Annotated in this window: 17 protein-coding genes; 9 read left to right on the forward strand and 8 right to left on the reverse strand. The window is 70.2% G+C overall.

Annotated features, from left to right (window positions below):
• Positions 1 to 15: 15 nt before the first annotated feature.
• Both WPS_RS13035 and WPS_RS13040 read left to right on the forward strand, forming a co-directional pair.
• Positions 16 to 1,668 carry an isovaleryl-CoA dehydrogenase gene (locus WPS_RS13035; protein WP_317994913.1) on the forward strand — a complete coding sequence of 551 codons (1,653 nt, stop codon included), beginning with the start codon at positions 16 to 18 and terminating at the stop codon, positions 1,666 to 1,668.
• A 36-nt stretch (positions 1,669 to 1,704) separates the two neighbouring features.
• A complete protein-coding gene (locus WPS_RS13040; RefSeq protein WP_317994914.1) occupies positions 1,705 to 2,172 on the forward strand; it encodes a hypothetical protein in 468 nt (155 codons plus the stop codon).
• On the opposite strand, the gene WPS_RS13045 is transcribed toward WPS_RS13040, so the two are convergent.
• The 5 genes from WPS_RS13045 to WPS_RS13065 form a co-directional block, all read right to left on the reverse strand.
• Positions 2,162 to 2,728, reverse strand: coding sequence for a peroxiredoxin (locus WPS_RS13045; RefSeq protein ID WP_317994915.1), 567 nt, complete (start codon positions 2,726 to 2,728; stop codon positions 2,162 to 2,164). The genes WPS_RS13040 and WPS_RS13045 overlap by 11 nt on opposite strands.
• A complete protein-coding gene (locus WPS_RS13050) occupies positions 2,725 to 3,348 on the reverse strand; it encodes a Clp protease N-terminal domain-containing protein (RefSeq protein WP_317994916.1) in 624 nt (207 codons plus the stop codon). The genes WPS_RS13045 and WPS_RS13050 overlap by 4 nt, the downstream gene beginning before the upstream one ends.
• Positions 3,349 to 3,352: 4 nt before the next feature.
• On the reverse strand, positions 3,353 to 3,619 hold the full coding sequence (locus WPS_RS13055; protein ID WP_317994917.1) for a UBP-type zinc finger domain-containing protein: 267 nt from the start codon (positions 3,617 to 3,619) through the stop codon (positions 3,353 to 3,355).
• Entirely contained in the window at positions 3,616 to 4,356 is a 741-nt protein-coding gene (locus WPS_RS13060; RefSeq protein ID WP_317994918.1) for a pirin family protein, read from the reverse strand. Before WPS_RS13060 ends, WPS_RS13055 begins: the two co-directional genes overlap by 4 nt.
• 76 nt (positions 4,357 to 4,432) lie before the next feature.
• On the reverse strand, positions 4,433 to 5,329 hold the full coding sequence (locus WPS_RS13065) for a DNA-3-methyladenine glycosylase family protein (RefSeq protein ID WP_317994919.1): 897 nt from the start codon (positions 5,327 to 5,329) through the stop codon (positions 4,433 to 4,435).
• 62 nt (positions 5,330 to 5,391) lie between these two features.
• Between WPS_RS13065 and WPS_RS13070 the strand changes: the two genes are divergently transcribed.
• From WPS_RS13070 to WPS_RS13085, 4 genes are read left to right on the forward strand one after another with little or no spacing between them, the layout of a single operon-like run.
• A complete protein-coding gene (locus WPS_RS13070) occupies positions 5,392 to 6,189 on the forward strand; it encodes an ABC transporter permease (protein ID WP_317994920.1) in 798 nt (265 codons plus the stop codon).
• A gap of 30 nt (positions 6,190 to 6,219) precedes the next feature.
• The gene (locus tag WPS_RS13075) at positions 6,220 to 6,543 is read left to right on the forward strand and encodes a GreA/GreB family elongation factor (RefSeq protein WP_317994921.1); all 324 of its coding nucleotides are present in this window, start codon (positions 6,220 to 6,222) and stop codon (positions 6,541 to 6,543) included.
• Between the two features lie 54 nt (positions 6,544 to 6,597).
• Entirely contained in the window at positions 6,598 to 7,713 is a 1,116-nt protein-coding gene (locus WPS_RS13080) for a RuBisCO large subunit C-terminal-like domain-containing protein (RefSeq protein ID WP_317994922.1), read from the forward strand.
• The gene (locus WPS_RS13085) at positions 7,682 to 8,146 is read left to right on the forward strand and encodes a cupin domain-containing protein (protein WP_317994923.1); all 465 of its coding nucleotides are present in this window, start codon (positions 7,682 to 7,684) and stop codon (positions 8,144 to 8,146) included. Before WPS_RS13080 ends, WPS_RS13085 begins: the two co-directional genes overlap by 32 nt.
• A 94-nt stretch (positions 8,147 to 8,240) precedes the next feature.
• Here WPS_RS13085 and WPS_RS13090 read toward each other — a convergent pair whose 3' ends face one another.
• Together WPS_RS13090 and WPS_RS13095 are read right to left on the reverse strand one after the other, a co-directional pair.
• Positions 8,241 to 8,849 carry an HD-GYP domain-containing protein gene (locus tag WPS_RS13090; protein ID WP_317994924.1) on the reverse strand — a complete coding sequence of 203 codons (609 nt, stop codon included), beginning with the start codon at positions 8,847 to 8,849 and terminating at the stop codon, positions 8,241 to 8,243.
• Positions 8,846 to 9,178 (reverse strand): hypothetical protein, encoded by a 333-nt coding sequence (locus WPS_RS13095; protein ID WP_317994925.1) that lies wholly within the window; start codon positions 9,176 to 9,178, stop codon positions 8,846 to 8,848. Before WPS_RS13095 ends, WPS_RS13090 begins: the two co-directional genes overlap by 4 nt.
• Positions 9,179 to 9,469: 291 nt before the next feature.
• On the opposite strand from WPS_RS13095, the gene WPS_RS13100 reads away from it, so the two are divergent.
• A complete protein-coding gene (locus tag WPS_RS13100; RefSeq protein ID WP_317994926.1) occupies positions 9,470 to 10,942 on the forward strand; it encodes a helix-turn-helix transcriptional regulator in 1,473 nt (490 codons plus the stop codon).
• Here WPS_RS13100 and WPS_RS13105 read toward each other — a convergent pair.
• Positions 10,939 to 12,993, reverse strand: a complete 2,055-nt coding sequence (locus WPS_RS13105; RefSeq protein WP_317994927.1) for a S9 family peptidase — start codon at positions 12,991 to 12,993, stop codon at positions 10,939 to 10,941. The genes WPS_RS13100 and WPS_RS13105 overlap by 4 nt on opposite strands.
• 25 nt (positions 12,994 to 13,018) lie before the next feature.
• Here WPS_RS13105 and WPS_RS13110 point away from each other — a divergent pair, with 25 nt between their 5' ends.
• Both WPS_RS13110 and WPS_RS13115 read left to right on the forward strand, forming a co-directional pair.
• A complete protein-coding gene (locus WPS_RS13110) occupies positions 13,019 to 13,633 on the forward strand; it encodes an N-acetylmuramoyl-L-alanine amidase (protein WP_317994928.1) in 615 nt (204 codons plus the stop codon).
• Complete coding sequence (locus WPS_RS13115; protein ID WP_317994929.1) at positions 13,630 to 14,505, forward strand: serine hydrolase; 876 nt, start codon at positions 13,630 to 13,632, stop codon at positions 14,503 to 14,505. The genes WPS_RS13110 and WPS_RS13115 overlap by 4 nt, the downstream gene beginning before the upstream one ends.
• Positions 14,506 to 14,511: the final 6 nt, after the last annotated feature.

The raw sequence follows: 14,511 nt of genomic DNA on the forward strand, positions 1-14,511 counted from the left end.
AAGAGCGGCGACGCGATGGACACGATCGATCGTCCGCACTACCTCACCCACGAGGTGACGAACCAGCCGCCGCCGCTGGCCGAGTACAACGCGGCGGCGTCCGATGCGGCGTTGCTTGAGGGGCTCGAGCGCGAGGCTGCCGGCTGGGACGGCGACGGCCTGCTCGCGCTCGGCGCGCGCGCCGGTTCGGCCGAAGCGATCGGCTGGGGTTTCGACGCGAACCGCCATGCGCCCGAGCTGCGCACGCACGACCGCTACGGCCACCGCATCGACGAGGTTGCCTTCCATCCAGCCTGGCACCGTTTGATGGAAACCGCGGTCGCGCACGGGCTGCACGGCGCGCCGTGGCGCGAGCCGCGCGCCGGCGCGCACGCGGCGCGCATGGCGCGCTTCTACGTGTGGTCGCAAGTCGAATCCGGACACGGTTGCCCGATCTCGATGACCTACGCGGCGGTGCCGGTGCTGCGGCGGCGCCCCGATCTCGCCGCGCTCTTCGAGCCCGCGCTGACGTCGTCGATCTACGAGCCGCACCTGCGACCGCTGCGCGAGAAACGCGGCGCGCTGTGCGGGATGGCGATGACCGAGAAGCAAGGCGGCTCCGACGTGCGCGCCAACACGACGCGCGCCGAGGCGTTCGACGGCGACACGTACGCGCTGACCGGGCACAAGTGGTTCTGTTCCGCGCCGATGTCGGATGCGTTCCTCGTCCTCGCGCAGGCGGCAGAGGGGCTGACGTGTTTCTTTCTCCCGCGCATCCTCCCCGACGAGACGCGCAACGCGTTCCACATCCAGCGGCTCAAAGACAAACTGGGCAACCGTTCCAACGCGTCGAGCGAGATCGAACTCGACGCCGCGCTCGCGCTGCGCGTCGGCGACGAAGGCCGCGGCGTCGCAACGATCATCGAGATGGTCACGCACACGCGCCTCGACTGCGTCGGCGGGAGCGCCGCGCTGATGCGGCAAGCGTTCGTGCAGGCGGCGCATCATGCGCGCCACCGTCGCGCGTTCGGCGCGCTGCTCGCCGACCAGCCGCTGATGGAGAACGTCCTGGCCGATCTGGCGCTGGAGTCCGAAGCGGCGACGACCCTGTTGATGCGTCTCGCCGGCGCCGTCGACCGCAGCGCAGACGATCCGCGCGAAGCGGCGTTCGCGCGCATCGCCATCGCGCTGGGCAAATACTGGGTGTGCAAGCGGGCGCCGGCGCACGTCGCCGAGGCGATGGAATGCCTCGGCGGCAACGGCTACGTCGAGGAGAGCATCCTGCCGCGGCTCTACCGCGAAGCCCCGGTCAACGCGATTTGGGAAGGCTCCGGCAACGTCAACGCGCTCGACCTGCTGCGAGCGCTCGCGAAAACGCCGGCATCGTTCGACGCGCTGTTCGCCGAGCTCGACGCGGTGCGCGGCGACGATGCGCGCTTCGACGCCGCGCTCGCCGAGACGCGCGATGGATTCGCCGGCGGGGCGGCGGCGGAGCCGCGTAATGCGCGGCGCGCCGTCGAAGCGCTCGCACTGCTGCTGCAGGCGTCGCTGCTGCTGCGGTACGCGCCGCCGTTCGTCGCCGAGGCGTTCGCGGCAAGCAGACTCGGCAACGACGGCGGCGCGACGTTCGGCACGCTGCCGGCCTCCGCCGACGTGCGTGCCATCGTGACCCGCGCCTGGCCGGGCTGACGAGGTCTGCACGCAGCGCCGAGAAAGGGAACGCGCATGCGCACTGCATCGGTTTTCTCCGCCGCCGCGCTGGCGGTCTGCGTCACGACCGCCGGACTTGCCGCGGTCGCGGCCGCGGCGACTCCCAATCCCGGAAACGCCGCGGCCCTCGCGACCGCGAAGGCGCAGTTGGTCACGCTCCGGGCGATGCACGGTTCCGGAGCCGGCGGGACCGTGCAGCTCAGCGTGATCGGGCGGACCCGCACCCGCGTCGTGGTCCGCATCCCGCAAGGCGGAGCGTACGCGCTCACGCTGCACCCGGGTTCCGACTGCAACGACAATCGCGCGCTCGCGCAGTCGCTCGCGCTCGCGCCGCTCAACGCAGCCGGAACCGGCGCACCGACGTCGAGCACGGTGGTCGATGTGCCGCTCGAGACGCTGCGTTCGGGAGACTACGTCGTCGACGTGCGCAAGGCGACGGAGCGAAGCGCCGTCGCACAGGCCTGCGCGCGCCTTACGCGCTGACCGCGTCGCGCAGCGCCGCCAGCACGTCGCCGGCGTTGCGGTCCGGCGGGAAGACGGGATAGAACACGCGCTCGATCACGCCGTCGCGCGCGATCCATGCCATCCGCTTGAGCAGAGTGAGACCGGCGACGTCCATCGTCGGCAAACGCATCGCGTGCGCCAGCGCGAGCTTCTCGTCGCTGAGCACGGGGAACGGGACATGAAGCCGTTCGACCATCTCGCGCTGATACGCCGGATCTTGCGTGGAGAGGCCGAAGACGCGGGCGCCGAGCGCGCCGAACTCGGCGTGCAAATCGCGGAAGCCGCACGTCTGCGGAGTGCAGCCGCGGGCGCCGGGGATCATCTCCCAATCGTCGGTCAGCGACGGTTCGCCGGGGCGTCCGGTACGCGGATACGCGAACACCACGACCGTTCCGGGGATCGCGGCGAGGTCGATCTGCGAACCGTCGGTCGCCGTCAACGTCACCGACGGGATGCGCATTCCGGTGAGATGTGCGGCGGCGCCGTCGTCCTGCGGGATCGGGAGGCCGGCGGGGATCTGCGAGATGTCGTTCATGGCGTTTCCTCGCGACGTTCGAACGTGTATGAGCGTTGGTGATCGTCCGGCCGGACGACCGACACCTGCACCCGCGTTCCCGGAGGAAGCTGGTGTTGGACGGCAAGCGTCCGGAGCAGCGCCTCCGCGAAGGCCGCGTCGCCGTCGCCGCCGTCGCTGAGACGCCATGCGCCGCCATGCGTCGCGGCGGCAGGCGGGTTGTCCGACTCGCGGACGGTCCGCGCGATCGTCGCGATCGCCTCTTCGAGCGCATCACGGCCAACGCCGGGGACTAGATCCGGCATCTCGGCATCGAGGATGCCCAGCGAGATGTGCGTCGTGTCGATGAACCGGTCGTTGTGGGCGCGGGCGTGCACGAACGCGCGCTCGATCGCATGCTTCGACTCGCCGGAGAACACCATCTCGGTCGTCGGCGCCTGACCGGCGGCGCCGAGCCGTTCCTTCAGCGCGCTGCGGTCGATGCTGCGCGAGAGCAGTGCCCCGAGCTCGTCGTCGGAGTCGGCCAAACCGAAGAGGATGTGCTGCGTCCCGATGCCGGGGGAGCCGAACATCTGCGCGACTTCCTGCGCGCGAACGATCGCGTGCCGGGCTCGCTCGGTGAACGGCTCCCACATCGACATCGGCTCACTCCCACATCGCTTCGTGCACGTAACACCACTTCCAGCGTTCGCCGGCTTCGAGCGAGGCGATCACCGGGTGCTTCGCCGCCTGATGATGTTTGGTCGCGTGCGTGTTCTTTGAGGAGTCGCAGCAGCCGACGTGACCGCAGGCGTCGCAGAGGCGCAGGTGCACCCACGCGTCGCCGCTGCGGAGGCACTCTTCGCAGCCCTGCGGCGTGTTTGGCGCGTGATGCGCCAGCGTCGCCGCGTGCGCGCACGCGCCTTCGGTCACGCGTCCTCCAGGCGAACGCCGGTCGGCGGTACGTCCCAGAGGACGAGTTCGCCACTTCCGCGCACGGCGAGATCGCGCACGCCGTGGATGCGCACCGCGTCGCCTGCGCCGAGCGTCTCACCGTTCGCCGTCACCGTGCCCTCGGCGACGAAGAGAAATCCGTAGCGCGACGGGTCGAGTGCGTATTCGAGCGCCGCGTCCTCGAGACGCGCGACGCGCACCGTCGCGTCCTGGCGCAACGAGACCGGCGCCTCGATGCCGGACTGGCCGCTCGCGATCGTGAGCCAGCGGTTGCGCCGCTCGTCTTCCGCGAACGTATGCTGGCCGTAGGCCGGCGCTTCGCCGTAACTGCGCGGCAGCACCCACATCTGCACGAAGTGGACGTCGCGGCTCTGCGAGTGGTTGAACTCGCTGTGCTGCACGCCGGTCCCCGCGCTCATGTATTGCACGCCGCCCGGCGCGACGACGCCGTGGTGGCCCATCGAGTCGCGGTGCTCCAGCTCGCCGCGCAGGACGTAGGTGACGATCTCCATGTCGCGATGCGGATGGGTGCCGAAGCCCTTCCCCGGCTGCACCACGTCGTCGTTGAAGACCCGCAGCGCGCCCCAGTTCAGGTTCTCCGGGTCGTAGTAGTCGGCGAAGCTGAACGAGTGGTGCGTCTGCAGCCAGCCGAAGTCGAAGAATGCCCGGTCCTTCGCACGCTGGATCGCGAATACGGGCGCCGTCTGAGTAGCCATCGTGATCTCCAGGGACCCGCCGGGTTCGTGAGCGGTTCCGTCCGTTCCCGGCCGGTAACCGGTCCCCCCGTCGCGCTCAGCGCGTCAGGCTGATCTCGCCGCGTTCGTCGAGGCGGCCTAGGAGCAGATGGTAGTACAGCATCCCCTGTTGCGGCTGCAGACGCTCGAGGATCGGTTCGGCTTCGATCGCGGGATCGCCGGAGAGTTTGCGCAGTCCGGCCGTCGCGCCGGAGTCGTTCATCGGGAAGATGTCGAGACGGCCGAAGCCGCGCAGCGCAACGACCGCAGCCGTCCACGGCCCGATCCCTTTGTGCTCGACCAGCGCCGCGATCAGATCGGGTGTCGTAAGCTCGGCGAGCGCGGCTTCGTCGAGCGCGCCATCGGCGATCGCGTGCGCGACGGCCTTGAGCGCATTGATCTTGTTCACCGACAACCCGAGGCTCCGCAGTTCCGGCGGATCGGCGGCAAGGATCGTCGCCGCGTCCGGAAACGGGAACAGCCGTACGCCGTCGGCCTCGGACGCGACCGCGAAGCGCTCAATGACGCGACGCAGGATCGCACCCGCGGCGTGGATCGACACCTGCTGGTACACGACCGCGTTGACGATCGCTTCCCACAGCGTCGGATAGCGCGGCGGACGGACGCCGCGCGCGAGCGTCGCGATCCGGTCGAGCCACGCGAACGCACGAGCGCCGTCGTACAACGGCGTCAGGTCGACGTCGGTGCCGAGCGCGCGGCGCACAACCGAGACGGCGTCGAAACGCGCGGCCTGCGGCCCGTCGAAGCGCACGCGCACCGCATCCGGCGCGGGCTGGTCGACGGTGAGCAGCGTCGGCGCGCGCGGATCGCCCAGCAGCCGGCGATACACCCCGCCTTCGAACACGTCGACCACGTTGGTGGAGAGCCGTCGCAGCACCACCGCGGAAAGATCGCGCCGATACGGCGTGCGCACCGGCACGAGCGTCCCGTTCACCGCGCGTTCCTTTCCGGCGCAGGTTCCCGGAACCCGTCGTCGTCCCGGCGAATCAGGCCCGCGTGTACCTGACGACGTACGCGCGCTACTGGCGGATCAACCTGCTCACCATGCTCGAGTACCGGGCGAACTTCCTGATGTGGTTCGGGTTCACGATCGTCTATCACGGCACCGCGATCGCGGCGCTCTGGATCACGCTGCGCAACTTTCCGTCGATCAACGGCTGGAACTTTCGCGACACCGCCTTCATGTACGGCCTGTGGATGCTCGGACACGGACTGCACAACACGTTCTTCTTCACCGTCGGCGGCGTCCCCGAATTCGTGCGCGAAGGTCGCTTCGACCGGTTCCTCGTCCGTCCGCTCGATCCGCTCTTTCAGGCGCTGACGGTGCCGCAGCAGATCTGGCCCGACGAACTGATCCTCGCGATCGTGTACTTCTGCGTCGTCACGGTCTACGCCGGCGTCCACGTCGACTGGCTCTTCATCGCGTACGTCCCGTTCGTCGCGCTCGGCGGGGCGCTGATCGATTTCGGAATCAACCTCGCGATCGCGACGGCGTCGTTCTGGTTCACGCGCATCGACTCGCTGCGCTGGGTGTTCATGTCGCTCGAACAGGAGTTCTCGCGCTATCCGATCTCGATCTATCAGCGCGGCGTGCGCCTCGTGCTCGCGTTCGTGCTCCCGTTCGCGTTCATGAACTACTTTCCGGCGACGTTTCTGCTGCACAAAAGCGAGACCGGGCTCTCGCTCAACCCGGCCGTCGGCCTGCTCACCCCCGTCGTCGGAGCGGCGTGCTTCGCGATCGCCTACCTCTTCTGGCGGGTCGGAATCGACCGGTACCAGGGCACCGGAAGTTGAACGTTCTTCGCTGGGGGGTAGACAGCGAGAATGAGCCGTGCGTTCACCAAGGAGCGCGACGATGCGCCCCAACCCGAGCCCGTGCTGCGCAAGCGCGTCGAGGAGCTCCCGGCCCGGCCCGACGATCTGCGCGTGGTCGGCCCGGGCGCCCACGTCGTCGTGGAAGGCGTCGATGCCGAGCCCCGCACGTTCACGATCGCCGGTTACGACGAGACGGACCTTGCCGCGCAGCGCATCGGGATCGACTCACCGCTGGCCCAGGCGCTGCTCGGCAAGCGAGCCGGCAACCGGGTCGTCTGGCATCGTCCGGCCGGCGACCGCACCCTGCGGATCGCGCGGGTCGAGTACGACTGACGGCTCGCTGACCGCCCCGGGGACGCCCGGCGGCGGCGGGCGAAACGCCGCCCGATGGCCTGGCTGACCGCGACGTACCTGATCGACGCCGCCCCCGACGAAATCGAGGCGCGGGCCTCCGCGCTCGCGATCGAGCAGAGCGTCGAGTGCCCGCTAGCGGCGATCGGCGACCAGCGCGTCCTGCATGAGATCGTCGGGCGCGTCGCCGGGATCGAACCGGCCGGCGACGGCCGCTATCGCGTCGACGTCGGGCTCGCCGTCGAGACGACGGGCGGCGAGCCGGCGCAATTGATGAACATGATCTTCGGGAACTGCTCGTTGTGGGAGCACGTGCGCTTCGTCGACGTGACGCTGCCCGAGCCGCTGCTCGCGCGCTTCCCCGGACCGCGGCACGGGATCGCAGGGATCCGGGCGCTGCTCGACGCGCCGCAGCGCGCGATGACGAGCACCGCCGTCAAGCCGCAGGGGCTCCCCGTCGCCGAACTCGCGCGATTGTGCAAGACCTTCGCGCTGGGTGGCGTCGACATCGTGAAAGACGACCACGGGATCGCGAATCAAACCTATTCGCCGTTCGACGAACGCGTGCGGGCCTGCCAGCGCGCGGTGCTCGAAGCGGTGGAGACGACCGGCAAGCCGGCGTTCTATGCGCCGAGCCTGTCGGGGACGCCGCGCGTTCTGCGGGAGCGCGCGCGGCTCGCCCGCGATCTGGGCGTGCGCGTCGTACTCGTCGCGCCGATGCTGATCGGCCTTCCGGCGTTCGCCGATCTGGTCGACGAATTCCCCGAGTTCGTCTACCTCGCGCATCCCTCCGCGGCCGGCGGCCGGATCGATCCGGTGCTGATCTTCGGCAAACTGTTTCGCCTCTTCGGCGCCGATGCCGTGATCTTCACCAACTATGGCGGACGCTTCGCGTATCCGCGCGAGTCGTGCGCCGCGCTGGCCGCTGCGGCGCGCGCGCCTTGGGGCACGCTCGCTCCGGCGCTCCCGGTCCCGGCCGGCGGGATGCTGCTCGAACGCGTCGACGAATTGCTCGAGTTCTACGGGGACGATACGATGATGCTGATCGGCGGCAACCTGCTGATCGCGCGCGACGCGCTCTTGGAGCGGACGCGCGAGTACGTTGCGAAGGTCGAGGGTCATGGACGCACGCACGTCGCGCTTCACGCGTAAGTTCCGCGCCGGCGGGGCGTTCGGCTGGGACGACGTCGACGTGCTCGCGTACAAAGAAGCCGGCGGCGCGCCGTTCCGCGCGGTGACGCGACAGGTGCTCTTCGAGGAGGCCGAGCAGGGCTGCCAATTACGCTACTTCGAGGTCGCGCCCGGCGGCCACACGACGCTCGAGCGGCACGAGCACGTGCACGCGGTGCTCGTCCTGCGAGGCCGCGGCGCGGCACTCATCGGCGACGAGGTGCGCGAGATCGGCGAACACGATCTGTGCCGCATCCCGCCGATGACGTGGCATCAGTTCCGCGCCGCCGATGACGCGCCGCTCGGATTCTTGTGCCTGGTCAGCTCGGAGCGCGATCGCCCGCAGCTTCCCTCCGACGCCGATCTCGCGGCGCTCCGCACCGACCCCGCGGTCGCCGCGTTCCTTCGCATCTAGATCGCTTTCGCACGAAGAAAACCGTCGAGCCCCGTCCGCATTGCGAACGAGGCTCGATCGGCGCCCACACCCGGGCGACGCGGGGGAGACAGATTCAGCCGGCGCGGCCCAGCATCGAGGTGAGCTCGGCGTCGACCGCGCGCGTGCGGCGCGTCGCCACGACGTCGATCATGACGTCGACCACGAGCGCATCCCACTGCGATCCGCGCCCCGCGCGAAGGATCTCCATTGCCTCGCCGGCGAGCCGGGCGCGGCGATAGGGCCGATCGCTCACCATCGAGTGAAACGCGTCGGCGACGGCGACGACGCGCGCTTCGAAGAGGATCGCGTCTCCCGCCAGGCCGTCCGGATAGCCGTTGCCGTCGATCCGTTCGTGGTGCGACCGCACGATCGGCGCGTAGGCGGCCAGCGCCGGGATCGCGGCGACCATCGCGGCGCCGGCGGCGGCGTGTTCGCGCATCACCGCCCATTCCGCGTCGTCGAGCGGGCCGGGCTTGAGCAGGATCGACGGCGGCGTCGCGATCTTGCCGATGTCGTGCAGCAGGCCTGCGGTGGCGATTCGCTCGACGAGATCGTCCGGAAGCGTGAGGCGCTTTGCGATTTGCCGCGCCCACGCGTCGGTCGCCAGCGAGTGCGCGCACGTCGCTTCGTCGCATGCATCGAGCGTCGCGAGCAGCGCGTCCACGGCGCGTGCGGCCTTCACGGCGTTCTCCGGCAGAGCGAGACGAGCCGCTTGAACGTCGCGTGACGCGCATCCAGCGTCGGCGCGTCGCACTCGTCCATCACGCACTGGACGGCCGCCGCGATCAGATCGTCCGCGTCGGCGCGGCGTTCACGAGCGCGCGAGAGGGTCGCGCGCAACGCCGCCGACTCCCCGGCGGCGAGCGACCGCGCGAGCAGGGCACTGAGGCTTTGTACCAATGCGACGTTCGCAGCCGAGGCGGGCGTGGAACTGCACGAGCGGAGGAAGTCGCGAGCGATGCCGCCGCCGCGAGCGCCCTCGGGGCACCCGTGCCCGAGGTCGTTCGTCACGGCCGGCTCAGTTGCAGACCGGCGGGCACGACGTGAGGATGATGACGGCGGCGATCAGGGACAGCGTGAGCACGATGGCGTTCCTCCAGGCGCAAGCGATGCTCGAACGCTAGCCCAGACGCGCCGACCGCTCGTGCGTCAAACGACCCAAATCTGATGAAATGCCCGACGGCTCCAGCGTTTTTTGCACAACCGGAGCGACGGTCGCCCCGGGAATCCGCCGGGCCCCGGAGAACGCGAGCGCACCGGCCGATACCCCGGCAGAACCCACCGGAGAACACGCTGCTGTCTGTGCACGACGCCCCCGCGGTTACGCTCGAGCATGTGTATGCCGTCGCGACGCGCGGATCGGTCGCCGAGATCGACGAATTGCTCGCCGTTTACGCCGCGGCGCGCCGTCTCAAGGATGCGATGCCGACGGGCCTGCGCGGGATGCGCGCCTCGATCTCCGGCGACGTCGCCGGCGGCATCGCGCTGCTGCGCCGCGCGGTCGCGCACGCCGCCGATCCCGAACGCCAGTACCTGATCGACATGCTGGTCCCCCTGTTGATCTCGACGGCCGATCTCGACGGCGCCGACGAAGCGCTGCGCGCGACGAACGATGCGGTGGCGTGTCTGATCCCGGCGGCGCTCGCCCTGCGCGCCGTCGTCGCGGCGCAGCGCGGCCGCGACGAGCAGAGCCGCGCGCTCGCCAAACGCGCCGTGGGCGACGAACGCGCGCTCGAGATGCCGATCGTCGCGGCGCGGATCCTGCAGCGCGTCGCGCTCGCGGCGCTCTACCGTCAGGAGTTCGAAGAAGCGCAAGAGCGCGCGCTCGCCGCGGCGCGCGCCTACGAAACAATCGGCGCGCATCGCAACGCAGCGGTTGCGTATTCGGTCCTCTACGTGATCGCGCACGACTGGACGTGCGATCCCGAGATCACCCGGCTTTACGCCGAACGGATGACGATCAGCAGCGAGCGCGCCGGCGACGTCTCGATGCAGAACAACGGTCTGGTCGCGCAATTCGGCATCGCCGCGGAAGCCGGCGACGACGAGCGGCTGGCGTCGATCCGCGCGCGCCTGCTCGCGAACCCGATGAGCGAACAGTTCGGCGAACGGTTCGCCTGCGTGCTCGCCGAGTCGCTGATGCACGGCTGGGCCGGCCGCTTCGACGTCGCCGAAGCGACGATCGCCGCGTTCGCCGCCGCCGACGGGCGCAGCCTCCCGGAGATCTCGCTCTGCGAGTCGCTGCTGGCGCTCTTCGACGCCGCACGCTGGGACGTCGTCGCGGCGCGCCGGCGCGCGCATCTGGTGCTGAGCCGGACGGCGCACCACGCCGATCCCGAACCGCTGTACGACGCGCATTCGCGGCGCATCGCGCGCATCATCGCCGCGTCGGTCTGCATCCTCGTCGGCGAGTCGGCGCGCGGCGTTCGCGCGCTCACTAAGCGCTTCGATCCCGACGGCGCGTTCGCGGTGCTCGCGACGCAGCACCATCTCGACGAGCGTGCCGTGCCGCCGATCATGCGCGGCTACGCGCGGCTGATCAACGTCGTCCGCGACGCGGCGGTGCGCAACGCCCCGAAACTCGGCCTCACCCGCGCCGAGATGGACGTCCTGCGCGCGCTTCCCGACGGCGCGACCCTCGAGCAGATCGCCGCCGAGTTCGGCAAGTCACGCAAGACGATCGCGCGCCAGGTGGGCGCGATCTACGACAAGCTCGAGGTCTCGAATCGCGCGCAGGCCGTACAGCGAGCGCGCGATCTGGGGATGTACCTCTAGCGCGCCGCGGGGACGGGCTCGGGCTCGGCCTCGCCGGCGAGCGGCCGGAACAGCGCGCCCGCTTCGTCGGGGACCGCCGGAGCCCCGGCGGGTTCCAGATGCCGCACGAACCAGTTTCCGATCGCGCGCAGCCGCAGGACGCGGCTGCGCGGCTTCCCGCTGCGCGAGAGTTCGTGTCCGGTATCCACGAAGCGCACGAACTCGGTGTTCGTGCGGCCGAGCCGGCGCAGCAGGGTGAAGAGCTGTTCGCCCTGATCGATCGGACAGCGATAGTCGCGCTCGCTGTGCTCGACGAGCAGCGGCGCGGCGATCGCGTGCGCGGCGCGCATCGGCGAGCGTTCGAAGAGCACGCGGCCCGCGTCGTCGGCCATCCGCGCGTCGAGTTCGTTTTCGAGGAACCAGCCGATATCGGAGGCGCCGACCTCGCTGACGAAATCGTTGACCGCGCGCATCGACACGCCGGCCGCGAAGCGGTCGCTGTGCCCCAGCAGCCACGTCGTCATGAAACCGCCGTACGAACCGCCGGCGACGCCGAGGCGCGCGGTATCGAACGTCCCCTGCGCGAGCGCGCCGTCGAGGATGCACAGAACGTCGCTCGCATCGAGCTCGCCCCACTTCCCCACGATCGCGTTTGCGTAGGCGTGGCCGTACGACTGCGAACCGCGCGGGTTCCCATACGCGACCGCGATGCCGTTCGCCGCGAGCATCTGGAACTCGAAGAAGAACGTCGCGCCGTAGGCCGCGTGCGGTCCGCCGTGGACCTCCAGCACCAGCGGCGGCCGCGCCTCGGTCGAGGCGGCCGGCGCGATGAGCCAGCCGTCGAGCACGGTGCCGTCGTCGGCCTTCGGCCGATAGCGGACCGGCGCGACGACGCGCTTCTCGGCGAGCCACGGGTTCAGACCGGTCAGCGTGCGCTCCCCGCCGTACGGTTCGAGCAGAGCGACCTCGTTGGGAATCGTCGGCGTCGCGTACGTGAACGCGATCGCGCCGTCATTCGCGACGCTCATCCCGAAGATGTGGCGTTCGCCGCCGGCGAGGACGCGCGTCGCCGTGCCGTCGCGCGCGAACGCGCGAAGCACCGTCGCGCCCTCTTCGCACACGGGCACGATCAGCTCGCGATCGTCGGCGGTCCACACCGGCGCGATCGGGGCATGACCGCCGCGCAGATCGCTGGCGAGATGATCGCCCACGGTGCGGCCTAACCCCGCCGAGAGCGAGCGCGGCGCACCGCCCGCCACCGGGACGACCAGCAGTTCTTCGTCGAAACGGCCGCCGCCGTCGTCGCCGTGCAGGTGCCCGATGTACGCGATCTCGCGCCCGTCGTGCGCGTATGCAGGCGCCGCGGCGGGACCGGCGGCGTTCGTGAGGCGGCCGATCTCCCCGCCGCGCGCATCGATCGTGCAGACGTCGGCGAGCGCGTACGACGTCTCGGGTTGATCGATACGCGCGGTGAACGCAATGCGCTTGCCGTCCGGAGACCACGCCGGCGACGCGACGTCGAAATCGCCGTGCGTCAGCCGCGTCGTCTCGCCGGTCGCGACGTCGATCGTGAAGAGATGCTTGCGCGTGCCGTCGAGCAGCCCGTCGGCGTCGCTCTTGAACGGCAGCTGACGGAAGTGCCGGGCACCGCTCGCGGCGTCGTGATAGGCGCGCGCGCTGAGCGGATCGTGCGGCGCGGTCGCGACGAACGCGAGCCGCGACGCATCGGGCGACCACGCCAGCGCGACGATCTTCGGATAGGTCTCGCCGAGCGGCGCCGCTTCGCCGCCCGCAAACGGCAGGAGATAGATGCGGGCCGCGCCGTCGCGCTCGGCGACGAACGCGAGCGCGGAGCCGTCGGGCGCGGGCCGCGGCAGCCGATCGTTCGTGCCGCGCGTGAACGGCCGGTCGGCACCGTCGCGGTCGACGCGGTGGATCGCGCCGCGGGTCTCGTCGGCCTCGCGGTCCTGATACGCGCGGCGATAGAACACGGCCGCGCCGTCCGCTTGAATGTTCGGGTCGGCGCAGAGCACAATGCGGAGCAGGTCGCTCGGTACGAGAGGAGTGGTCATCGCCGCCGAGGATTAGGGCGACGTGATGCGGCTTCCCGCGCGGTCTGCATTTCTTGCCGTCGCGCTGCTTGCAGCGAGCATGGCGGGAGCGCGGGCCGAGACGGGCGACGTCGTGATCCAAGCCGGTCACCAGGGACGCCCTGCGAGCTGCGCGCCGCTTCACGTGCGCGCGTGCAATCTGGGAACGAGCGGTGCAAACGGCGCGCTCGAGCGCGACTGGACCCCGATCGTCGCCGACGCCGCCGCCCGCATCCTGCGCGCGCAGGGCTACGCCGTGATCCGCCGGCCCGCCGACTACGCCGAGCACGACTCCGCGCGCGCCGCGGTCTTCCTGCACTTTGACGGCGCCGAACCGTGCGCGAGCGGTGCGTCCGTCGGCTTCCCTCCGAGCGCGCGGAGCGAATTCGTCAGCGAATGGGAACGACGCTACCGGGCCTGGTTTCCGTACCGCTTCGTCGGCGAAAACATCAGCGACAACGAATCGCAGTACTACGGGTTTCGAAAGGTGGATGCGCCCGACAAGATGCTGATCGAGTTCGGAGAGATGACCTGTCCCGCGCAGTTCGCGTGGATGGCGCCGCGGCTGCACGAGATGGGTGAGCGTCTCGCCGCGTTTCTGATTCACGAGCTGCCGCGGTGAAACGGACCGCGTTTCTCGGCGGGGCGGCGGCGGCCGTCGCCGCGCTGCCGCACCGCGCCGGCGCGCAGCCGTCGCTCGATCTGCGCGAAGTCCTCGACGCGATTCCCGGGGTCACCGGCGTGTTCGCGCGCACGATGGCGCCCGGCCCCGCGAGCTTCACCTGGCGCGCGAACGAACGGTTCGCCTCCGCGTCGGTGATCAAGCTCGCGATCATGACGACCGTCTATCGCGCGTACGACGCCGGAACGGCGCACCCCGAGCAGCTGATCCGCACGCGCGCCGACGACCTCATCGGCGGTTCCGACGTGCTGCTCGGATCGCCGGCCGGGACGCCGTGGAAGCTCGACACGCTGGTAAAAGCGATGATCCACGTCAGCGACAACTCCGCCTCGAACACGCTGATCACCCACTTCGGGATCGACACGATCAACAACGTGATGCAGCAGGCGGGGATGACGTCCTCACGGTTGGGGCGTCACTTCGCCGACGTCGTCCCGTCCTGGCACAAGAGCGCGAACGTGGTGACGCCCAACGACGTCGCGACGCTGCTCTACGCGATCGAGAAAGGCTCGCGCGAAGGCGTGCGGACGATCGCAAGCGCGCAGAGCTGCCGCGCGATGATCAACGTGATGCTGGGCAACGACGACACGACGAAGATCGTGCGCGGCCTGCCGAAAGGGACGCCGTGCGCGCACAAGACGGGCGAGATCGACGGCGTGCGCAACGACGCGGCGATCGTGGACCCGTTCGGCGAGGTTCCGTACATCCTGGTCGTGCTGACGCGCGATCTGCGCGACGTCTCCGCCGGCAACGCCGGCATCGGCGCGATCGCGCACCGCGTCGACGCCGCCCTGCGCGGCAGCGCCACGTAGCCGAAC

The sequence above is a fragment of the Vulcanimicrobium alpinum genome, assembly GCF_027923555.1.
Lineage (GTDB): Bacteria > Vulcanimicrobiota > Vulcanimicrobiia > Vulcanimicrobiales > Vulcanimicrobiaceae > Vulcanimicrobium > Vulcanimicrobium alpinum.